Genomic DNA, 20,098 nt, shown 5'->3' with positions numbered 1-20,098 from the left:
CCTGGGACCGGAGACCGAGGAGTAGCGTCGCCCCCATGCGTGCGATCACGATTCCCGAATCTGGTGGGCCCGAGGTGCTGTCGTGGGACGAGGTCCCCGACCCGGTGCCCGGTGAGGGTGAGGTATTGGTCGAGGTGGTGGCCAGTGCCGTCAACCGGGCCGACATCGTGCAACGGCAGGGCTTCTACGACCCGCCGCCCGGCGCCTCCCCCTACCCCGGCCTGGAGTGCTCCGGCCGGATCGCCGGGCTCGGCACCGGGGTGTCCGGCTGGGCCGTCGGCGACGAGGTGTGCGCGCTGCTCTCCGGCGGCGGCTACGCCGAGAAGGTCGTCGTCCCGGCGGGCCAGCTGCTGCCGGTGCCCAAGGGGGTCGACCTGAAGCACGCCGCCGCGCTGCCCGAGGTGGCCTGCACGGTCTGGTCGAACGTCTTCATGATCGCCCACCTGCGCCCCGGGGAGACGGTGCTCGTGCACGGCGGCTCCAGCGGCATCGGCACGATGGCGATCCAGCTCGCGAAGGCCGTGGGCGCGAAGGTCGCCGTCACGGCGGGCACGAAGGAGAAGCTGGACCACTGCGCGGAGCTCGGCGCCGACATCCTGATCAACTACAGGGAGCAGGACTTCGTGGCCGAGCTCAAGGCGGCCACGGACGGCGCGGGGGCCGACGTCATCCTCGACAACATGGGCGCGAAGTACCTGGACCGCAACGTCCGGGCCCTCGCGGTCAACGGCCGCCTCGCGATCATCGGCCTCCAGGGCGGCACCAAGGGCGAGCTGAACATCGGCGCGCTGCTCGGCAAGCGCGCGGCCATCAGCGCGACCACCCTGCGCGCCCGCCCGCTCAGCGAGAAGACGGCGATCGTGGCGGCCGTACGCGAACACGTCTGGCCCCTGCTCGACGGCGGCCACATCCGCCCGGTCATCGACCGCGAACTCCCGATGAGCGACGCGGCGGCGGCCCACCGGGTGGTGGAGGAGAGCGGCCACGTGGGGAAGGTCCTGCTGGTCGTCGAATAGGTCGGTCACACAGGACAGGCCGAACGGAGCCGGGAGCGTCCGCCGTCAGCCGCGGCGCAGACGCACCCCGAGCAGGGCGAGCCCCAGGCCGAGCCCGATCAGCACCAGCCCGCTGCCGAGCGGCAGGATGCGCAGGACGGGCTCGGTCGGCGGTCGCTCCTGGCCGACGGCCTGCCCGACCGGCTGCCGCGTGGCTTCCGGTACGACGGTGGCGGCGCCGTCCGTCGCGCGGCCCGCCCCCTCGTCCGTCACACCGCCGTCCGCGATGCCCTCGTCGGGCACCCCAAAGTCCTGCCGCTCACCGTCCTCATCCGCACCGGCATCGGCACTCGCCTCCGCCTCCGTCTCCGATGCCCCAGGGTTCTCCTCCTGCCGACCCGGACGCTCCCGCCCCTCACCCGCGCTGCTCCCGGCCCGGGACGGCCCGGTGCGCGGGACGACCGGCTGTCCATGGCGCGGCGGTGCGGCGGAGGGCCGCGGTGAGGCGGTTCGCCGGGGGCTGTCGGTGTCCGGTACGAGAGTGGCGGCACCGTCGGTGGGACGGCTGGTGGGCGTCGCTGCACCGCCCGGCCCCGGCCGCCCCCGCCCTTCGCCATGCTCCCGCCCCTGCCCCGCGGGGGCGCTCGCCGCGCCAGACGCTTGCACCCCCGGCGTCGGATCGGCGGGCGAAGCCATCGCGTCGTACGGCAGCAGCGCCCCGCCCGCTCCGAGGGCGATCAGCAGTCCCGTCGTGCGCACCGTGCGCAGCCATCCCGTCACAGCACCAGCGTCACACCACCCCGCGATTCCGGCATTACGGGTACCGCCGCCGGGCCGAACCGGCCGCACAATCCGGGTATGTCGATACGGCACGGACTGCTGGCGCTGCTGGAACACGGCCCCCGCTACGGCTCACGGCTGCGCTCCGAGTTCGAGGCGCGCACGGGCGGGACCTGGCCGCTGAACATCGGGCAGGTCTACACGACCCTCGGCCGTCTGGAGCGGGACGGGATGGTGGTGCAGGAGGGCGCGGACGAGGCCGGGCGGGCGCTGTACGGGCTCACGGAGGCGGGCCGCGCGGAGGTGCGGGCGTGGTTCGCGCGGCCGGTGGAGCGGGGCAGCCCGCCGCGCGACGAGCTGGCGATCAAGCTGGTGATGGCGGTCGGCGTGCCCGGCGCCGACGTACGGGCGGTCGTCGACGTCCAGCGCCGGCATGTGTCCCGGGCCCTGCACCACCATGTGCGGGCCCGGGCGGAGGCGCTGGCGCGGGCCCCCGAGCATCCGGACGAGGTGGCCCGGCTGCTGGTGCTGGAGCAGCAGGTCTGCCACACGGAGGCCGAGCTGCGGTGGCTGGACCACTGTGAGGCCCGGCTGCTGCGGATGACACAGGCTCCGAATCCGGACAGCTGAGGCAATCTCCCACCCCGTAAACGGTGGATCACCCTCCACCGGGGGCACCCCAGTGATGAGGTGTACGGGTGCGAGAGAATGGCGGCATGGAGATGCCGAGGAACGAACGGTCGTCCGAGCAGCCGCAGATCCTGGTCGTGGGCCAGGACGGAATGGCGCTCGGCGGCACCGGGGACGAGGACTCCCGCGAGCTTCCGGTGACGGACATGGTGGAGCAGCCCGCCAAGGTCATGCGGATCGGCAGCATGATCAAGCAGTTGCTGGAGGAGGTGCGCGCGGCTCCTCTGGACGAGGCCAGCCGGGTCCGGCTGAAGGAGATCCACCGCAGCTCGGTCAAGGAGCTGGAGGACGGTCTGGCGCCGGAGCTGGTCGAGGAGCTGGAGCGGCTCTCCCTGCCCTTCACGGAGGGGGCGACCCCGAGCGACGCCGAACTGCGGATCGCGCAGGCCCAGTTGGTCGGCTGGCTGGAGGGCCTCTTCCACGGCATCCAGACCACGTTGTTCGCCCAGCAGATGGCCGCGCGGGCCCAGTTGGAGCAGATGCGCCGGGCGCTGCCGCCGGGCGTGGGCCACGAGGGCGAGGACGGGCACCCGGGCGGCCGCTCCGGCGGGCCGTACCTGTAGACATGTGACGAGAAGGGGCCGACGTCAGCGGACGCCGGCCCCTTCACTCATGTCTCACGCCCAGGTGATCAGCCGCTTGGGCTGCTCCAGGATCGCCGCCACGTCCGCGAGCACCTTGGAGCCCAGCTCCCCGTCCACCAGGCGGTGGTCGAAGCTGAGCGCCAGCGTGGTGACCTGACGCGGCTTCACCTTGCCCTTGTGGACCCACGGCTGGAGCTTGATCGCGCCGACCGCGAGGATCGCGGACTCGCCGGGGTTGAGGATGGGGGTGCCGGTGTCGACGCCGAAGACGCCGACGTTGGTGATCGTCACCGTGCCGCCCTGCATCGCGGCCGGGGAGGTCTTGCCCTCGCGCGCGGTCGCCACCAACTCGCCGAGCGACTCGGCCAGTTGCGGCAGCGTCTTGGCGTGGGCGTCCTTGATGTTCGGGACGATCAGGCCGCGCGGGGTGGCGGCGGCGATGCCCAGGTTCACGTAGTGCTTGAGCACGATCTCCTGGTTGCCCTCGTCCCAGGACGCGTTGACCTCGGGGTTGCGCTTGATCGCGACCAGCAGGGCCTTGGCGATCAGCAGCAGCGGGTTGACCCGCAGCCCCTGCATGTCCTTGTCCTGCTTGAGCTCCTCGACCAGCTTCATGGTCCGGGTCACGTCGACGGTCACGAACTCCGTGACATGCGGCGCGGTGAACGCCGAGCCGACCATCGCCGCCGCCGTCGCCTTGCGGACGCCCTTGACGGGGACGCGGGTCTCGCGCGCGGTGTCGTACGTCGGCAGGGGCGCGGGGGCCTGGGCGGGCGCCGGTGCCGGTGTCGGGGCTGCCTCCGGTGCCGGGGCCGCCGCCGCGTGGACGTCCTCGCGCGTGATGATGCCGTCGGGGCCGGTCGGGGTGACCGTCGTCAGGTCGACGCCGAGATCCTTGGCCAGCTTGCGCACCGGCGGCTTGGCCAGCGGGCGCTCCTGGACCGGCGGGGCGGGCTGTACGGCCGGCGGGGACGGCCGTACGGCCGCCGCGGCCCCGTGGCCGTTCAGCTCGGTCTGGATCGCTGTCGAGGCCTCCTGGACCGGGATCTGGGGGCCCTTGCGGGGGCGGCGCTTCGTCGAGGACGCGGCGACGCCGTAACCCACGAGGACGGGCTGGCGTCCCTCGGGCTTCTTCTCGGGCTCGGCAGCGGGTGCGGCTGCCGGGGCCGGTGCCTCGGCGGGGGCCGCCCCGCCCGAGACGTCCACGGCGATGATCGATGTGCCCACGTCGACCGTGGTGCCCTCGGGGAAGTGGAGTTCCCGGACGACACCGTCGTAGGGGATGGGCAGTTCGACGGCCGCCTTGGCGGTCTCGACCTCGCACACCACCTGGCCGTCGGTGACCTTGTCACCGGGCTGCACGTACCACTTGAGGATCTCGGCCTCGGTGAGGCCCTCGCCCACGTCGGGCATTTTGAACTCGCGTACGGACGCTTCCGTCATCGTCGTCACGACCCTCTCCTCAGTACGCCAGGGCACGGTCGACGGCGTCGAGCACCCGGTCCAGGCCCGGCAGGTACTCCTCCTCCAGGCGGGCCGGCGGGTACGGGGCGTGGTAGCCGCCGACCCTGAGCACCGGGGCCTCCAGGTGGTAGTAGCAGCGCTCCGTGATGCGGGCGGCGATCTCGGCGCCCGAGCCGAAGAACACCGGCGCCTCGTGGACCACGACCAGGCGGCGGGTCTTCTCGACCGAGGTCTGGATCGCGTCGAAGTCCAGCGGGGACACCGAGCGCAGGTCCAGGACCTCCAGGTTGCGGCCCTCCTCGGCCGCGGCGTCCGCGACCTCCAGGCAGGTCTTCACCATCGGGCCGTACGCCACCAGCGTCAGATCCGTGCCCTCACGGACCACCTGGGCCTTGTGGAGCGGGCCGGGGATGGCCTCGGTGTTGACCTCGCCCTTGTCCCAGTAGCGGCGCTTGGGCTCGAAGAAGATCACCGGGTCGTCGCTCTGGATGGCCTGCTGCATCATCCAGTACGCGTCGGAGGAGTTGGACGGCGAGACGATCTTCAGGCCCGCCACGTGCGCGAAGAGCGCCTCGGGCGACTCCGAGTGGTGCTCGACCGCGCCGATGCCGCCGCCGTAGGGGATGCGGATGACGACGGGAAGCTTGACCTTGCCCAGCGAGCGGGCGTGCATCTTCGCGAGCTGGGTGACGATCTGGTCGTAGGCCGGGAAGACGAAGCCGTCGAACTGGATCTCCACCACCGGGCGGTAGCCGCGCAGCGCGAGGCCGATCGCGGTGCCGACGATGCCGGACTCGGCGAGCGGGGTGTCGATGACGCGGCTCTCGCCGAAGTCCTTCTGCAGACCGTCCGTCACACGGAAGACGCCGCCGAGCTTGCCGACGTCCTCGCCCATGACCAGGACCTTGGGGTCGGTCTCCAGGGCGCGGCGCAGTGACTCGTTGATCGCCTTGGCCAGAGCCATGGTCTTGGATGTCACAGCCTTGGAAGTCTCGGTCGCCATGTCAGGCCCCCTCTCCGTCAGCGAACGACGCCTGGTAGGCGGCGAACTGGGCTCGCTCCTCGTCGACCAGCGCATGTCCGTCCGCATACGCGTGCTCGAAGATGGCGAAGTGGTCCGGGTCCGGCATGGCACGGACCGCTTCGCGCACTCGCCTGCCCAACGCCTCGCTCTCGGCCTCGAGTTCCGCGAAAAATCCCTCGTCCGCGTGGTTTGAGGCCTCCAGGTACCGGCGAAGGCGCAGGATCGGGTCCTTGGCCTCCCAGGCCTGGCGCTCCTCGTCACCGCGGTAGCGGGTCGGGTCGTCGGAGGTGGTGTGGGCGCCCATCCGGTAGGTGAACGCCTCGACCAGGGTGGGGCCCTCGCCGGCGCGGGCGCGCTCCAGCGCCCACTTCGTCACCGCGAGGCAGGCCAGCACGTCGTTGCCGTCCACGCGGACGCCGGGGAAGCCGAAGCCCTGGGCGCGCTGGTAGAGCGGGACGCGGGTCTGCTTCTCGGTCGGCTCGGAGATCGCCCACTGGTTGTTCTGGCAGAAGAACACGACCGGCGCGTTGTAGACCGCGGAGAAGGTGAACGACTCGGCGACGTCGCCCTGGCTGGAGGCACCGTCGCCGAAGTAGGCGATGACCGCGCTGTCCGCGCCGTCCTTGGTGATGCCCATTGCGTAGCCGGTGGCGTGCAGCGTCTGGGAGCCGATGACGATCGTGTAGAGCTGGAAGTTGTTGCTGTTGGGGTCCCAGCCGCCGTTGTTCACGCCGCGGAACATGCCCAGCAGGTTCTCCGGCGGGACGCCGCGGCACCAGGCGACGCCGTGCTCGCGGTAGGTCGGGAAGACGTAGTCGTCCTCGCGGGTGGCCCGGCCGGAGCCGATCTGGGCGGCCTCCTGGCCGAGCAGCGACGCCCACAGGCCCAGCTCGCCCTGCCGCTGCAGGGAAGTGGCCTCGGCGTCGAATCGGCGGGTGAGCACCATGTCGCGGTACAGACCACGCAGCTCATCAGGGGTGATGCCGGCGACGTACTTGTCGTAGGCGGCGTTCTTGACGCGCTTGCCCTCGGGCGTCAGCAGCTGAACCAGTTCGGGCTCGGTGCTCGGGGACTTTTTGGTCCCGGCGCTGCGTCGCGGCTTGCGCGCGGCAGTGCTCTCCACGGTCACGTGTGCTCCTCCGTCGGTCCGGCATCCGGGTTCGCCGGGTGCCAGTGCGGCTCACCTGGGCCCTGCCGACGCACGGGGTGGGTGCGGACCGGTCGGGATCAGGCGTGACAAGGTGCCCCGGCGAGCGCCCTGCAAAAGGCACGTTACCCAGTGCTGCACAATTCTGTGAAACCCCTCCTGACCTGCGATTTTGCTTGGATTTCCAAGTAATTCGATGCTTGGGTTTCCTAGTAGATCGCGCAATCGGGAACAGCCGCTGGTCACAGCCTTGCAGGAGGCCGGAGCAACGGCACGTTATCCCGGCTACCCAGGTCACCGGAAGACTTTCTGTGTTTGACTTGCTGCGTGCGCGAAGACGGAAAAATCACCGTATTTCTGCTCGACGACCATGAGGTGGTCCGGCGAGGCGTCCATGAACTGCTCTCGGTCGAGGACGACATCGAGGTGGTGGGCGAGGCCGGTACGGCGGCCGACGCGCTGGTGCGGATTCCGGCAACCCGGCCCGACGTCGCGGTCCTCGACGTACGGCTGCCGGACGGCAGCGGGGTGGAGGTCTGCCGGGAGATCCGCTCGCGGGACGAGGACATCAAGTGCCTCATGCTGACCTCGTTCGCCGACGACGAGGCGCTCTTCGACGCGATCATGGCGGGCGCCGCCGGCTACGTCCTGAAGGCCATCCGCGGCAACGAGCTGCTGTCGGCGGTACGGGACGTCGCGGCCGGCAAGTCCCTGCTCGACCCGGTGGCCACCGCGCGCGTGCTGGAGCGGCTGCGCGACGGCGGCAGCGCCAAGAGCGACGACAAACTCGCGCACCTCACCGACCAGGAGCGCAAGATCCTCGATCTGATCGGGGAGGGGCTCACCAATCGCGCGATCGGCGAACGGCTGCACCTCGCGGAGAAGACGATCAAGAACTACGTGTCGAGTCTTCTTTCGAAACTCGGAATGGAGCGGCGCTCGCAGGCGGCGGCGTACGTGGCGCGCATGCAGGTGGAGCAGCAGCGGCATTGAGGACCAAAGACCCCTGCATTCGGCGGCGCCGAGGTCCGACATTGGTTACATGCCCTCCGACGAACAGCTCGCCGTCGACCTGCTTGCCCGCACCGACTACGGCCGGGTGGCCACCAGCATGCGCGCGCTGCCCTTCCTCGCCTTCGCCCGCCACATCGTGGTCGACGGCCGCATCCTGCTGCGGCTGCCGAGGAGCGTCGGCTATCACCGGGCGTGCGTCGGCCATGTCGTCGCGTACGGCGCGGACAACCTGAGCTCGGCCCGGCCGGGCGAGGGGCTGTGGTCGGTGCAGGTGGTCGGCGCGTGCACGAAGCACGAGCCCACGCCCGCCGAACTCGCACGGTTCGGTCCCGCGCCCCGCGTCGTGGACGGCGAGCCGTACGAACCCGTCTATCTGCGCGTCGAGCCGCAGTTCGGGACCGTGCACTCCACCGACGGCGCCCTGGAAAGTCACTTCGCGCACATGCCGTGATCGATTGCGACTGTCTGTGACAACGCCCAGCTCACGGGCGCGTCGCTTGCCCTAGCATCTGGCGCGTGCCGCGCCCTTGTGTACCACCCCTAGTGCCCCACACGCCCCCGCTGAGCGCCCTGTTGAGCCAGTACGCCGCCGGCTCCGCCGTCACCTGCGAACCCGTCGAACAAGGGCTGCTGAACCGCGGCTACCGGCTCCGCACGACCCGCGGCCGCTACTTCCTCAAGCACCACTTCGACCCCGACACCGCCGACCCGGCGGCCATCGAGCGCCGGCACCGCGCCACCCAGCGCCTGGCCGACATCGGCGTCCCCGTGGCCCCTCCGCTGGCCGGCCGTGACGGCCGTACGGTCGCGGTCGTCGGCGGCCACGCCTACGCCCTGCACCCCTGGATCGAGGGCCGGCACCGCCACGGCGGCCAGCTCACCCCGGAGCAGTGCGCACGGCTCGGGGCGCTGCTGGGCGCCGTGCACGCCGCCCTGGAGCGCGTCATGCCGCCCAAGGGGCGCACCCGCCCCGCCACGAGCCCCCACCCCGTCCGCAGCGCCGACCCCACCGCCACCTTCGCCCTCATCGACGAGCTCCTCACGCGCGTGCGCCGCCACCGCCCCGCCGACTCCTTCGACGAGCTGGCCCGCCACCGCCTCCTGGAGCGCCGCGCCCTGCTGGAGCAGCACGCCCATCGACGGCCGCCGCGCGGGGCCTGCGTGGGCTGGGTGCACGGCGACTTCCACCCGTTCAACCTGCTCTACCAGGGGGACGCCCCCGCCGCGATCGTCGACTGGGACCGGCTCGGCGTGCAGCCCCGCGCGGAGGAGGCCGTACGCGCCGCCGCGATCTTCTTCGTACGGCCCGCGGGGGCGCTCGACCTGCCGAAGGTGCGGGCGTACGCGCGCGCGTACCGGCGCGCGGCCGGGGCCACGCCCTCGGAGCTGGCGGCGGCCGTGCACCGGGTGTGGTGGGAGCGGCTCAACGACTTCTGGATGCTGCGCTGGCACTACGAGCGCGGCGACACCCGCGCGGACCCCCAGTTCCCGGCGGCGTCGGCGCTGGCGGTGTGGTGGACGCGGGAGTACGAGACGGTGTGCGACGCGTTCGCCGGATGAGGGCCGCGCGCGGGGCCCGGGAAGCAGCACGCGCGCGTACGGTCCGTTTCCGGTCCGCACGCGCGCGTGGAGGTCAGGTCACAGGCCGCCGGTCGGCAGGCCCGGCCTTCAAGTGCCGTCGTTGCCCGCCGTGTCGCCGCCCGTCTCGCCGCCGCTCGTGTCGGTCGGCTGCGCGGTGTCGGTCGGCTCGGCGGTGTCCGTCGGCTCGTCCGTCGGCTCCTCGGTCGTCGGCTCGCCCGTGGGCTCCGTCGCCGTCTCCGAAGGCGTCGCCGAGGGCGTGTACGACGGCGTCGACGACGGGGTCCAGGAGGAGCCGCTGCCCGTGCCGTCGTCGGTCTGCTCCTCGGTGGCCTCGTCCGTCGGCTCGTCGCTCGGCGACTCGCTGGCCGTCTCGTCGTCCTTGGTCTGCGAGGTGGTCGGCGACTGTGTGGTGCCGTCCCCGCCGCCGCCTCCGCCACCGCCGTTCAGCGCCAGCGCGACGCCCGCCGCGATCGCGATCACCGCGAGGACGGCGAGGATCCACAGCTTGCCGCGGCCGCTGCCCCGGTTGCCGTGCCCCTCGAAGCCGCCGTCGTCCCCGCCGCCGTAGCCCTGGGGCAGGATCGGCTGCGGGATCTGGGTGGTACCGGGGGCGCCGCCGTCCGGGTGCCCCATGACCGTGGTGTTCGCGAAGCCCGCAGCCGGGGTGTGCCGGCCCTCGTGCACCGCGACCGGCCCGGTGTTCCAGGTGCCGGTGTGGCCGCCCTGCTCGTAGAGCATCTGCAGCCCGTACTGGACGAGCCCGCGCATCTCCTCGGCCGTCTGGAAACGGTCGTCCGGCTCCTTGGCGAGCGAGCGCATGACCAGGCCGTCGAGCTCCGGGGGCGTGGCGTCGGAGACCTCGGAGGGCGGCGTCGGGATGTCCTGGACGTGCTGGTAGACCACCGACAGCGGGGTCTCGCCCGTGAACGGGGGCCGCAGCGCGAGGAGTTCGTAGAGGAGACAGCCCGTCGCGTACAGGTCGGAGCGGTGGTCGACGGCCTTGCCGAGGGCCTGCTCCGGCGACAGGTACTGGGGCGTGCCCATGACCATGCCGGTCTGCGTCATCGTCGACTGCGCGCCGTGCAGGGCGCGGGCGATGCCGAAGTCCATCACCTTGACGGCGCCGTTGTTGGTGATGATGACGTTGGCCGGCTTGATGTCGCGGTGCACGATGCCGTGCTGGTGCGAGTAGGCGAGCGCCTCCAGGACACCGGAGACGATGATCAGGGCCTGCTCCGGGCCCGGCGCCTCGGCGTTGATCAGCAGATCGCGGATCGTCCGCCCCTCGACGATCTCCATGACGATGTACGGAACGGACTGGCCGTTCACATAGTCCTCGCCGGAGTCGTACACGGCGACGATCGCGTGGTGGTTGAGACCGGCGACCGACTGGGCCTCGCGCGTGAAGCGGGCCTTGGAGACCGGGTCCTCGGCGAGATCGGCGCGCAGCAACTTGACCGCGACGGTGCGGCCCAGCCGTACGTCCTCGGCGGCGAACACCTCGGCCATGCCGCCGCGGCCGAGTCTGCGTGTCAGTCGATATCGGCCGTCGCCGACCAGTCCGCCGTTACCCCACAGCTCCGGCGCATCTGACATCCCGCCGCCAGTCGCCTCGGGGTCGGACGGGCCCTGAGCGCGCTGCTGCTGTGCCATCAGTCCTCGCCGTCGTTTCTGCCCGCGGTGCGCGCGGTGTTGTTACGGTCTCCGTCGGCCACGCTACAGCCTCCGCGCAAGCCTCCGGTCCGGGATGAGCCCGGGGACCGGTCCGAGACGGACCGGCCATCAAAGCGGTAGCACGCGCTGTCGTGCAAATTCTGTGTACCGGCCGTACGGCCCCTGTAACGCTTCCGCGACGCTTCTTTCGCGTACGGTCACGGAACGGGCACCCGGCTTGACCTGTCAGTGCCGTGGGGCAGACTTGGCCGGGAATGAGCCATTCGATCAACGACAGTCGGGCCGGCGCCTGATGGCCGATGGGGGACGCGGAAGATGAGCCAGGACGGCGCACAGGGCCGGTACGCGGGGCGGGCGCTCGCCAACAACCGCTATCAGCTGCGCGACTTGCTCGGCGAAGGCGGCATGGCCTCGGTGCACCTGGCGCACGACACCATGCTGGACCGCCCCGTCGCGATCAAGACGCTGCACACCGAGCTGGGCCGGGAACAGGCCTTCCGGGAGCGGTTCCGCCGCGAGGCCCAGGCCGTGGCCAAGCTCACGCACACCAACATCGTCTCGGTCTTCGACACCGGCGAGGACAATCTCGACGGGTCGACGATGCCGTACATCGTCATGGAGTACGTCGAGGGGCGGCCGCTGGGTTCGGTGCTCGACGAGGACGTACGGCAGTTCGGCGCGATGCCCGCCGACAAGGCGCTGAAGATCACCGCGGACGTGCTGGCGGCGCTGGAGATCAGCCACGAGATGGGGCTGGTGCACCGCGACATCAAGCCCGGCAACGTGATGATGACCAAGCGTGGCGTGGTCAAGGTGATGGACTTCGGCATCGCGCGCGCCATGCAGTCGGGCGTGACGTCGATGACGCAGACCGGCATGGTGGTCGGCACCCCGCAGTACCTCTCCCCCGAGCAGGCCCTGGGCCGTGGCGTGGACGCCCGTTCCGACCTCTACTCGGTCGGCATCATGCTGTTCCAACTGGTCACCGGGCGGCTGCCGTTCGAGGCGGACTCGCCGCTGGCGATCGCGTACGCGCACGTCCAGGAGGAGCCGGTCGCTCCTTCCTCGATCAACAGATCGCTGCCGCCGGCCGTGGACGCGCTGGTCGCCCGCGCGCTGAAGAAGAACCCGAACGAACGGTTCCCGAGCGCCGAGGCCATGCGCGACGAGTGCCTGCGGGTGGCGGCCTCCTTCCAGGCGGCGCCGCCGAGCATCGTGCCGGGGGCGCAGACCGCGAGCGGCGCGGGCGTCGGCTCGGCCGTGTTCCCGCCGGTCGGCCAGACGCCCCCGCCGCCCACGAACAACGTCCAGACCCCGTACCAGCCGGCCCCGACGCCGAACCCGTACGGCACCCCGACCCCGACGCCCGCCCCCGCGTACGGCTACCCGCAGCAGGGCGGCTACCAGACGCCGGCGCCGAACGGGTACGCGTCGACTCCGCCGCCGTACAACATCACCCCGCAGCAGGCCCCCGCCTCATCGGGCGGCGGCGGCAAGAACAACAAGCCGGTGATCCTCGGCTCGATCATCGTCTCGGTCATCGCGGTCGGCGGCCTCATCGCGGCCCTGCTGATGAACGGCGGCTCGGACGACGACGCCAAGGGGAGCGACGGGGCGAGCACGTCGGCCTCGTCGCATCCGACGGGGTACCGGACCGGGGACGCGAACCGGACGATCGAGACGACCGAGTGCACCGAGCCGCTGGAGTCGAGCAACGACCCGGACAAGGTGCAGGTGCCCGACTTCACCTTCAAGAGCTGGGATTCGGTCCTCTCCTGTCTGAAGGCCGCCGGCTGGAACTACGACAAGACCCCCGTGGACGAGAACACGTGGGGCGACGGCATCGTGATCCGGCAGTCCCCCAAGGCCGGCACGGACGTCGACCCGAAGGACGTGGACATCCAGTTCGACATCTCCACGGGCAACCCGGCTTAGTCGGCGAGGAGTTGGCGTTCGTGGCATGGTCATGATCGCCGTAGAATCCCCCCGTCGAACAACCGATCTTGAGCCCAGGGGGAATTCTTGAAGAAGCAGCTCGGCCGTGCCCTCGCCGTGGGGGCCGCCGCACTCGGCGCCCTCGCCTTCTCCGTGAGTCCGGCGGCGGCCGGTGACGTCGGTGAGTCGATCTCCGGCGCCAAGGGAAGCGGGAGCTTCTACTACAACAGCAAGACCGTCGCCGGCGACATCTACCTGACGCTGACCGACACCGCTCCCGACGGCCACCACGTCCGCATCCGGGTGCAGTCCCTCACGCCGGACCGCGTGGTGACCAGCTACGCCTGGCGCAAGGTCACCGACGGCTACGGCACCTCCCAGACGTGGGTGACCTCGCTGACGGACACCCGCGGCATCTGGGCGCTGCGCATCCAGGTCTGCGTGTACGAGGGCGAGACGCAACTCGGCTGCGACGAGTCCGACTGGGACGGCAACACCTACTACTAGGCCGCGTTCATCGACGTGCCGAGACGGTAGGTTGAAAACCGAAGGGACGGCCGCAAGTTCGGATTGCGGCCGCCCCTTCATCCATTCCTGAGGCCGGTCAGGACCGCTTGAGGACGTAGACCGGCGTTCCGTCCTCCGTGCCGCCCCGGGCGTGGATGCAGGCGTGCTTGCGCAGCAGGCGCAGGCATTCGTTGACGCGCTGGACCGAGAGTCCGGTGCGGGCGGCGATGGAGGCGAGCGGCTGTCGCAGCTCGCCCTCCTCGACCAGCACGGGGGCGATGACCACGGCCACGGACCAGACGTCCGACGTCACGGAGAGCCGCTGCCGCCAGTCGGCCAGTACGGCTTCCGTGGTCGGATGCGCGACGAGGTCGGTGGTGGGGGCCGGACGGTCGACGGCGAGGACGTCGAGGCGGTTCGCGATACGGTCCATGGCCTGCGCGATGGCCTGCTGCGCGGTGAGCGTGGCCCGCTGCATCTCCAGCATCTCCCTTTGCATCTCCAGCGTCTGCCTTTGCAGCGCCAGAGATTCACGCTGTGCGTTCGCGAGGTCCTCGTCGACTTGAAGGTTGTGCGCCTCCAGCCGGACGATCGCTTCTGCGACCTGTTCCGGCATCGCGTATGCGATCGGGGCGCCCGGTTCGGTGGGTTGCACCTCGGCCTCTTCGAGCGTGTAGGAACCCTCTCGCTGGATGGTCTCGATCACCTCGGCCGCCCATTGCTTGAAGGGGGCGCAGGCCGGCTTCGTGCAGGCGTTGACGAGGAGGATGAGACCCTGCAGAGAGATGACATTCAGGTCTCGGCGCCACTCTCTACCTGCGGGAACGCTGAGACCGTAAGCTCCAGTTACGGTCTCGAGAATCTCTCGATGGTCGTCCGGGACGTGGTCGGCGAGTGCCTGACGCGAGTTGGTGTGCCCCAATTGCTTGCAGACGTCCACCGCCGGGAACCAATGCGCCCCGTCCGGCATCGTCAGCCTCCGGATGCGAGCCCCTGTGGCCGCGTACACGAAGTCGCTGACATCGATCGCGTCGCGCTGTGTCCGAGGGTCGGGCTGGTGCTTGCTGGGTTCGATCATTTGAACCACCTCCGCTGCGGAACGTAGAGCGGAGAAAGTCGAATTTGCAGGCGATATGTGGATGTTCACGATTGCGAGCGATGGATCGAACGTCTATCCGGCCAGGCATCATGGTCCGATGACCAACGTCAGGCGGGCGCGTGTTGATGATCTTCCGGAAGTTGTCGCCCTCATCGCCGAGCATGCCGTGTATGAGAAGGCCGATCCGCCTGCCAAGGGGCTGGCCGAGCGGCTGGGGTTTTTGTTGTTCGGGGAGCCCGAGCCTCGACTGATCGGGCTGGTCGCCGAGTTGAGGGAAGGCGGGCCCCTTGTCGGGTACGCCACCTGTTCCGCTGAGGTGTCCACCTGGGACGGGGAGGAGTACCTGCACATGGACTGCCTGTACCTGCGGGACGGGCATCGGGGGCTTGGTATCGGGGAGTTACTCATGGATGCCGTGCGTGGGGAGGCGCGGCGGCTGGGGCTTGGGCAGGTGCAGTGGCAGACGCCCGTGTGGAACGACGGGGCCATCCGGTTCTACGGGCGGATCGGGGCCACCTCCAAGGACAAGCGGCGGTTCTTCCTGCCGGTGCGGTGACATGCGTGAGGGGGCCCGCTGTCGCAGGCCCCCTCGTTACGTCCCTACGCGTCAGCTGATCTTCGCGTAGCCGTAGTTGATGAGCTTCTTCACGTCCGCCGTGCGGTTGTCCGCCGAGGAGGCGGTGAGGACGGCGCCCATCACCGACTCTCCGTTGTACGTGGCGGCGAAGACGAGGCAGTACTTCGCCTCGGTGCCGGAGCCGGTCTTCACGCCGAGCGTGCCGTTCCAGCCGAGCAGGGTGTTGGTGTTCTTCCACGCCGACATGGTGCGGGTGGAACCGCTGCTCGTGATCGTCTTGGCCGTGTACGACTTGGTCTTGACGACCGACTTGAACGTGGAGCTCTTCATCGCGCTGCGGGCGAGGATGGTGAGGTCCTTCGCCGACGAGTAGTTCGAGCCGTTGCTGATGCCGTCGAACGAGTCGAAGTGCGTGTTCGTCATGCCGAGGGCCGCGGCCTTGTTGTTCATCTTGGCGATGAAGTTCTTGGTGCGGGCCGCGACCGTCGTACCGCTGCCGAACTTGTCGGCCAACGCCATCGCGGCGTCACAGCCGGACGGCAGCATCATCCCGTAGAGCAGCTGACGGACGGTGACCTTGTCGCCGACGATGAGGTGAGCCGACGAGGCGCCCTTGGAGACGATGTAGTCGCTGTACGCCTTCTTGATCGTGACCTTGGCGTCCAGGTTCAGGTTCGACTGCGTGAGCACGACCTTCGCGGTCATGATCTTCGTCGTCGAAGCGGTGAGGCGGTGGGTGCCGGCGTTCTTGCTGAAGAGCGTTGTTCCCGTGGCGCTGTTCATCAGGTACCCGCTCTTGGCGGTGATGGTGGGCGTGGTGACGGCCTGCGCCGGCGCCGCGGTGAGAGCCCCGGTGGCGAGCATCGCGCCGGTCGTGAGGGCGACGGCAGCGGCTCTGCGGACACGGAGGCCCTTAGTAGCGGTTGTCAACTGAAATACCCCGAATACGTCGAATTCGCCTGTGATGCGGCCGAGTTGGAGGGGAAAGGCGAGGGGGCCGCAAGTGTGTGACACGTAAGTAGCACAGAAGGTTGTGCGGCGACTGGGGCGAGTGTTGCGGTCCGCATGATGGAACGGGATCCCTCATGCACACGTGTTGTATCTATGCTGTGCGCATGCCTTCCGCCCCACCCGCAGCCACCGACCAGCCCGCCGCCCCCACCAAGCAACCGCCCGCCGCCGACCGCGTCTACGCCCACGTCAAGCAGGGCGTCCTGGAGCGCCGCTACGAGGGCGGGACGCTGCTCACCGAGGGCGAGCTCGCCGAGGCCGTGGGGGTGTCCAGGACGCCGGTGCGCGAGGCACTGCTGCGGCTCGAGGTCGAAGGGCTGATCAAGCTCTATCCCAAGAAGGGCGCGATGGTCCTGCCGGTCTCCGCGCAGGAGATCGCGGACGTGGTGGAGACCCGGCAGCTGGTCGAGGAACACGCCGCGCGGAAGGCCGTACCGGCGTCACCGCAGCTCATCGCGCGCCTGGAGGAACTGCTCGCGCGGCAGAAGGAGCAGGCCGCCGCCGGGGACCTGGCGGGCGCCGCGGTCACCGACCGTTGCTTCCACGCCGAGATCGTCCGCAGCGGCGGCAACGAGATCCTCTCCCGGCTCTACGACCAGCTACGCGACCGGCAGCTCAGGATGGGCGTCGCGGTCATGCACGCCCACCCGGACCGCATCACCAAGACCCTCACCGAGCACGAGCAGATCCTCGAAGCGCTGCGCTCCGGCGACGCGGAGGCGGTCGTCGGGCTCATTCACGGACACGTCGAGTGGTTCTCCCACCTCGCGCGGGGTGAGGTCCGATGAGGTCCGAGGCCCTGCCCGGTGATCCTCCGGGCGGCCGCCGTGCCATGGCCGTCTGGGGCATCGGCGTCTCCGTCTACTTCGTCGCCGTCATCTTCCGCACGTCGCTCGGCGTCGCCGGCCTCGACGCCGCCGACCGCTTCCACGTCAACGCCTCCGCGCTGTCGACGTTCTCGATCCTCCAGCTGCTGGTCTACGCGGGCATGCAGATACCCGTCGGCCTGCTCGTCGACCGGCTCGGCACCAAGAAGGTGCTGACCATCGGGGTCGTGCTGTTCACGGCGGGACAGCTGGGCTTCGCCTTCTCCCCCTCGTACGGCATGGCCCTCGCCTCGCGCGCGCTGCTCGGCTGCGGTGACGCGATGACGTTCATCAGCGTGCTGCGGCTCGGCAGCCGCTGGTTCCCCGCCCGGCGCGGCCCGCTGGTCGCCCAGCTCGCGGGACTGGTCGGCATGGCCGGCAACCTCGTCTCCACCCTGGTGCTGGCCCGGCTGCTGCACGGCATCGGCTGGACGGCCGCCTTCGCGGGCAGTGCGCTCGCGGGCGTGGTGGTGCTGGTGCTGCTGCTCCTCTTCCTCAAGGACCACCCCGAGGGGTACGAGCCCGAGCCCGTCCCGCACCAGGGCGCGGCCTACGTGCGCCGTCAGATCGCCGCGTCCTGGCGGGAGCCGGGGACACGGCTCGGGCTGTGGGTGCACTTCACGACCCAGTTCCCGGCGATGGTGTTCCTGCTGCTGTGGGGCCTGCCGTTCCTGGTCGAGGCACAGGGGCTGTCCCGGGCGACCGCCGGTGAGCTGCTGACCCTCGTGGTGCTGTCCAACATGCTCATCGGGCTCGTCTACGGCCAGGTCGTCGCCCGGCACCACGAGGCGCGGCTGCCGCTGGCGCTCGGGACCGTGGGTGCGACGGCGCTGCTGTGGGCGGTGACGCTGGCGTATCCCGGTGAGCACGCGCCGATGTGGCTGCTGGTGGTGCTGTGCGCGGTGCTGGGGGCTTGTGGGCCGGCCTCCATGCTGGGCTTCGACTTCGCGCGGCCGGCGAATCCGCCGGAGCGGCAGGGGACGGCGTCCGGGATCACCAACATGGGCGGGTTCGTCGCCTCGATGACGACGTTGTTCGCGGTGGGGGTGCTGCTGGATGCGACCGGGGACAACTATCGGATCGCGTTCTCCGTGGTGTTCGTGCTCCAGGCGGTGGGTGTCAGTCAGATTCTGCGGTTGCGGAAGCGGGCGATTCGCCGGGAGCGGGAGCGGCTTGTCGCGAGCCGGGTGGAGGCAGTGCACGTTCCTGCGTGAGCGGGGCGCGTTGGTGCGGGCGGCCCTGGGGGCTCTGCCCCCAGACCCCCGGGCCTTCGCCCATCCACCACCCGACTCGCTGGGTCAAGAAGTCCTGCTCCGACTCGGTCGGCTGAAAAAGTGCCGTTACGGCGTCACCGCGAAGTTCCTGAGGATCGCCGTCGTCAGCTGGGGTTCGCCCTCCGCCTTCACCCGGTCCGCCACCTGCTCCGGCGTCACCCGGCCGCAGGCCAGGCGGACGTACGTCTCCCAGTCGAGGGTGAGGGTGGCGGCGGGGCCGAGGGCCGGGGCCGTTTCGAGGGTGCCGCGGCCCTGGATGTCGACGCGGATCGTGCGCAGGAACTCGATGGGGCCGTGGACGTCGAAGACGACCGCCGAACTGCGCGGGGCGTCGGCCTTCTCCGCGACCACGGCGGGGAGTTCGGCGAGCAGATAGTCGCGCGCGATGTGCGCGCCGGGCGAGTCGAGGTTGCCCGGGCGGCCGAGGGCGGCGCGCAGGTCCTGCTCGTGGACCCAGACGTCGAAGGCATGGCGGCGCATGGACTCCTCGAGCGTCAGTTCGCTGCCGTAGGGGCCACGCACCTTGGTGCCCGGGTCACGCGACTCGTTGCGGAGCTGGCGGTTGCGGCGGATGATCACGTACTCCAGCTCGGACGTCATCTCCGGCGCCGTGTGGTGACGGCGGACGTCGACCTGCATCTCCGTGTACCGCTGCTGTTCGTTCGTCACGTGGTACAGGTCGCGGGGCAGGGTGTGGATCGGGCGCGGGTCGCCGAGCATCTCGCAGTCCAGACCGATGACATGGGAGACCACGTCACGGACCGACCAGCCCGGGCACGGGGTGCGCCGGTTCCACTCTCCTTCCACGAGCGGGGTCACCAGCTCGGATATCGCTTCGATGGAGTGGGTCCAGGCGTCGGCGTAGGGCTGGAGGGTGGGATGCAGACTCACGGAACGGGACCCCTCGGCGGTCGGTACACGGGCAGGTGGTGGCGGCGTTGCCAGCGGGAGGTGGCTGCACTGAGCGGGTGTCTTGGGACGCTAAGTTACGCTGCTGTGAGGCACCCCGGCAGTGCTTTCGTGTGACGATCGTAGGCCCGTGTGAACGGCTCGAATGCCAGGACGGTGGTAGTGTGCGCGCCTCTCTGATCCAGATCGACGTGAACGAGGACGAATCGGTCGAGTCGCGTCGACGGCGGGTGGCTTCCCTGGTGCGGGCGCAGGCGGGCGCCGATCTCGTCGTCCTCCCCGAGCTGTGGACCACGGGCGCCTTCGCCTACGAGGGGTTCGGCAGCGACGCGGAACCGGTGGACGGGCCGACGCACGAGGCGATGGCGAAGGCCGCGAGCGACGCGGGCGTGTGGCTGCACGCGGGCTCGATCCCCGAGCGCGCCGACGACGGGACGCTGTACAACACCTCGCTCGTCTTCTCCGCCTCCGGTGATCTGATCGCCGCCTACCGCAAGATCCACCGCTTCGGCTTCGACAAGGGCGAGGCCGTGCTGATGGGCGCGGGCCGGGAGCTGGTGACGGTCCGTCTGCCCGAGACGACCCTCGGTCTGGGCACCTGCTACGACCTCCGTTTCCCCGAACTGTTCCGCGGCCTCGTCGACGCCGGCGCCGAGACCCTGGTCCTCCCCGCGGGCTGGCCGGAGCGCCGCCGGGCGCACTGGACGCTGCTGGCTCAGGCGCGGGCGGTGGAGAACCAGGCGTTCGTGCTCGCGTGTGGAACGGCCGGGACGCACGCGGGAGTTCCGCAGGCCGGTCACTCGATCGTGGTCGATCCCTGGGGCGAGGTGCTGGCGGAGGCGGGGGCCGGCGAGGAGGTCCTCACGGTCGAGTTCGACCCCGGGAAGGTCGCGACGACCCGCGAACAGTTCCCGGCCCTCAAGGACCGCGTCCTGGGCCTGGAGCCCCCGCGCAGGCCGTAGACGCC

General features: G+C 70.3%; 20 protein-coding genes. 12 read left to right on the top strand and 8 right to left on the bottom strand.

Annotated features, from left to right (window positions below; genetic code table 11):
• Positions 1-35: 35 nt before the first annotated feature.
• Positions 36-1,016, top strand: coding sequence for an NAD(P)H-quinone oxidoreductase (locus tag IQ210_RS10665; RefSeq protein ID WP_194078667.1), 981 nt, complete (start codon positions 36-38; stop codon positions 1,014-1,016).
• A gap of 45 nt (positions 1,017-1,061) precedes the next feature.
• Here IQ210_RS10665 and IQ210_RS10660 read toward each other — a convergent pair whose 3' ends face one another.
• Positions 1,062-1,775 (bottom strand): hypothetical protein, encoded by a 714-nt coding sequence (locus tag IQ210_RS10660; RefSeq protein WP_322656340.1) that lies wholly within the window; start codon positions 1,773-1,775, stop codon positions 1,062-1,064.
• Positions 1,776-1,853: 78 nt separating this feature from the next.
• On the opposite strand from IQ210_RS10660, the gene IQ210_RS10655 reads away from it, so the two are divergent.
• Both IQ210_RS10655 and IQ210_RS10650 read left to right on the top strand, forming a co-directional pair.
• Entirely contained in the window at positions 1,854-2,405 is a 552-nt protein-coding gene (locus IQ210_RS10655) for a PadR family transcriptional regulator (RefSeq protein WP_194078666.1), read from the top strand.
• A gap of 86 nt (positions 2,406-2,491) precedes the next feature.
• Complete coding sequence (locus IQ210_RS10650) at positions 2,492-3,028, top strand: bacterial proteasome activator family protein (RefSeq protein ID WP_079312752.1); 537 nt, start codon at positions 2,492-2,494, stop codon at positions 3,026-3,028.
• Between the two features lie 54 nt (positions 3,029-3,082).
• Here IQ210_RS10650 and IQ210_RS10645 read toward each other — a convergent pair whose 3' ends face one another.
• The 3 genes from IQ210_RS10645 to pdhA are packed head-to-tail and all read right to left on the bottom strand — an operon-like array spanning position 3,083 to position 6,666.
• On the bottom strand, positions 3,083-4,501 hold the full coding sequence (locus IQ210_RS10645; protein WP_194078665.1) for a dihydrolipoamide acetyltransferase family protein: 1,419 nt from the start codon (positions 4,499-4,501) through the stop codon (positions 3,083-3,085).
• Between the two features lie 10 nt (positions 4,502-4,511).
• Entirely contained in the window at positions 4,512-5,516 is a 1,005-nt protein-coding gene (locus IQ210_RS10640) for an alpha-ketoacid dehydrogenase subunit beta (RefSeq protein WP_194078664.1), read from the bottom strand.
• 1 nt (position 5,517) lies between these two features.
• Complete coding sequence (gene pdhA / locus IQ210_RS10635) at positions 5,518-6,666, bottom strand: pyruvate dehydrogenase (acetyl-transferring) E1 component subunit alpha (protein WP_194078663.1); 1,149 nt, start codon at positions 6,664-6,666, stop codon at positions 5,518-5,520.
• Positions 6,667-7,011: 345 nt separating this feature from the next.
• On the opposite strand from pdhA, the gene IQ210_RS10630 reads away from it, so the two are divergent.
• The 3 genes from IQ210_RS10630 to IQ210_RS10620 all read left to right on the top strand — a co-directional run bounded on the left by IQ210_RS10630 (position 7,012) and on the right by IQ210_RS10620 (position 9,258).
• Positions 7,012-7,677 carry a response regulator gene (locus IQ210_RS10630; protein ID WP_194078662.1) on the top strand — a complete coding sequence of 222 codons (666 nt, stop codon included), beginning with the start codon at positions 7,012-7,014 and terminating at the stop codon, positions 7,675-7,677.
• A 49-nt stretch (positions 7,678-7,726) separates the two neighbouring features.
• On the top strand, positions 7,727-8,149 hold the full coding sequence (locus tag IQ210_RS10625; protein ID WP_194078661.1) for a pyridoxamine 5'-phosphate oxidase family protein: 423 nt from the start codon (positions 7,727-7,729) through the stop codon (positions 8,147-8,149).
• Between the two features lie 92 nt (positions 8,150-8,241).
• Complete coding sequence (locus IQ210_RS10620) at positions 8,242-9,258, top strand: phosphotransferase (RefSeq protein WP_194078660.1); 1,017 nt, start codon at positions 8,242-8,244, stop codon at positions 9,256-9,258.
• Between the two features lie 108 nt (positions 9,259-9,366).
• Here the strand turns inward: IQ210_RS10620 and IQ210_RS10615 are convergent, their stop codons facing one another.
• Entirely contained in the window at positions 9,367-10,932 is a 1,566-nt protein-coding gene (locus tag IQ210_RS10615; RefSeq protein ID WP_194078659.1) for a protein kinase domain-containing protein, read from the bottom strand.
• A gap of 336 nt (positions 10,933-11,268) precedes the next feature.
• Here IQ210_RS10615 and IQ210_RS10610 point away from each other — a divergent pair, with 336 nt between their 5' ends.
• On the top strand, positions 11,269-12,888 hold the full coding sequence (locus IQ210_RS10610; protein ID WP_194078658.1) for a protein kinase domain-containing protein: 1,620 nt from the start codon (positions 11,269-11,271) through the stop codon (positions 12,886-12,888).
• Positions 12,889-12,975: 87 nt separating this feature from the next.
• Positions 12,976-13,395, top strand: a complete 420-nt coding sequence (locus IQ210_RS10605; RefSeq protein ID WP_194078657.1) for a hypothetical protein — start codon at positions 12,976-12,978, stop codon at positions 13,393-13,395.
• A 97-nt stretch (positions 13,396-13,492) separates the two neighbouring features.
• Here IQ210_RS10605 and IQ210_RS10600 read toward each other — a convergent pair whose 3' ends face one another.
• A complete protein-coding gene (locus IQ210_RS10600) occupies positions 13,493-14,473 on the bottom strand; it encodes a BRO-N domain-containing protein (protein WP_194078656.1) in 981 nt (326 codons plus the stop codon).
• Between the two features lie 118 nt (positions 14,474-14,591).
• Between IQ210_RS10600 and IQ210_RS10595 the strand changes: the two genes are divergently transcribed.
• Positions 14,592-15,050, top strand: a complete 459-nt coding sequence (locus IQ210_RS10595) for a GNAT family N-acetyltransferase (protein ID WP_194078655.1) — start codon at positions 14,592-14,594, stop codon at positions 15,048-15,050.
• A gap of 51 nt (positions 15,051-15,101) precedes the next feature.
• Here IQ210_RS10595 and IQ210_RS10590 read toward each other — a convergent pair whose 3' ends face one another.
• Positions 15,102-16,001 carry a D-alanyl-D-alanine carboxypeptidase family protein gene (locus tag IQ210_RS10590; RefSeq protein WP_228047430.1) on the bottom strand — a complete coding sequence of 300 codons (900 nt, stop codon included), beginning with the start codon at positions 15,999-16,001 and terminating at the stop codon, positions 15,102-15,104.
• Positions 16,002-16,186: 185 nt separating this feature from the next.
• Between IQ210_RS10590 and IQ210_RS10585 the strand changes: the two genes are divergently transcribed.
• A complete protein-coding gene (locus IQ210_RS10585; RefSeq protein ID WP_194078654.1) occupies positions 16,187-16,870 on the top strand; it encodes a GntR family transcriptional regulator in 684 nt (227 codons plus the stop codon).
• A complete protein-coding gene (locus IQ210_RS10580; protein ID WP_194078653.1) occupies positions 16,867-18,162 on the top strand; it encodes an MFS transporter in 1,296 nt (431 codons plus the stop codon). The genes IQ210_RS10585 and IQ210_RS10580 overlap by 4 nt, the downstream gene beginning before the upstream one ends.
• A gap of 126 nt (positions 18,163-18,288) precedes the next feature.
• Here the strand turns inward: IQ210_RS10580 and IQ210_RS10575 are convergent, their stop codons facing one another.
• Positions 18,289-19,113, bottom strand: coding sequence for a maleylpyruvate isomerase family mycothiol-dependent enzyme (locus IQ210_RS10575; RefSeq protein ID WP_194078652.1), 825 nt, complete (start codon positions 19,111-19,113; stop codon positions 18,289-18,291).
• A 182-nt stretch (positions 19,114-19,295) separates the two neighbouring features.
• Between IQ210_RS10575 and IQ210_RS10570 the strand changes: the two genes are divergently transcribed.
• Positions 19,296-20,093 (top strand): carbon-nitrogen family hydrolase, encoded by a 798-nt coding sequence (locus IQ210_RS10570; protein ID WP_194078651.1) that lies wholly within the window; start codon positions 19,296-19,298, stop codon positions 20,091-20,093.
• Positions 20,094-20,098 lie beyond the last annotated feature (5 nt).

The organism is Streptomyces justiciae (assembly GCF_015163075.1).
GTDB classification, from domain to species: Bacteria; Actinomycetota; Actinomycetes; order Streptomycetales; family Streptomycetaceae; genus Streptomyces; species Streptomyces justiciae.
Note: the sequence above shows the minus strand (reverse complement) of the source record. Positions and strands in the feature narration are given on the sequence as shown.

What these genes read in the sequence shown, in the direction of transcription:
- IQ210_RS10665 (WP_194078667.1), top strand. Translation starts at nt 36, where the DNA reads ATGCGTGCGATCACGATTCCCGAATCTGGTGGGCCCGAGGTGCTGTCG.
- IQ210_RS10655 (WP_194078666.1), top strand. Translation starts at nt 1,854, where the DNA reads ATGTCGATACGGCACGGACTGCTGGCGCTGCTGGAACACGGCCCCCGC.
- IQ210_RS10650 (WP_079312752.1), top strand. Translation starts at nt 2,492, where the DNA reads ATGGAGATGCCGAGGAACGAACGGTCGTCCGAGCAGCCGCAGATCCTG.
- IQ210_RS10640 (WP_194078664.1), bottom strand. Translation starts at nt 5,516, where the DNA reads ATGGCGACCGAGACTTCCAAGGCTGTGACATCCAAGACCATGGCTCTG.
- IQ210_RS10625 (WP_194078661.1), top strand. Translation starts at nt 7,727, where the DNA reads ATGCCCTCCGACGAACAGCTCGCCGTCGACCTGCTTGCCCGCACCGAC.
- IQ210_RS10615 (WP_194078659.1), bottom strand. Translation starts at nt 10,932, where the DNA reads ATGGCACAGCAGCAGCGCGCTCAGGGCCCGTCCGACCCCGAGGCGACT.
- IQ210_RS10610 (WP_194078658.1), top strand. Translation starts at nt 11,269, where the DNA reads ATGAGCCAGGACGGCGCACAGGGCCGGTACGCGGGGCGGGCGCTCGCC.
- IQ210_RS10600 (WP_194078656.1), bottom strand. Translation starts at nt 14,473, where the DNA reads ATGATCGAACCCAGCAAGCACCAGCCCGACCCTCGGACACAGCGCGAC.
- IQ210_RS10595 (WP_194078655.1), top strand. Translation starts at nt 14,592, where the DNA reads ATGACCAACGTCAGGCGGGCGCGTGTTGATGATCTTCCGGAAGTTGTC.
- IQ210_RS10585 (WP_194078654.1), top strand. Translation starts at nt 16,187, where the DNA reads ATGCCTTCCGCCCCACCCGCAGCCACCGACCAGCCCGCCGCCCCCACC.
- IQ210_RS10580 (WP_194078653.1), top strand. Translation starts at nt 16,867, where the DNA reads ATGAGGTCCGAGGCCCTGCCCGGTGATCCTCCGGGCGGCCGCCGTGCC.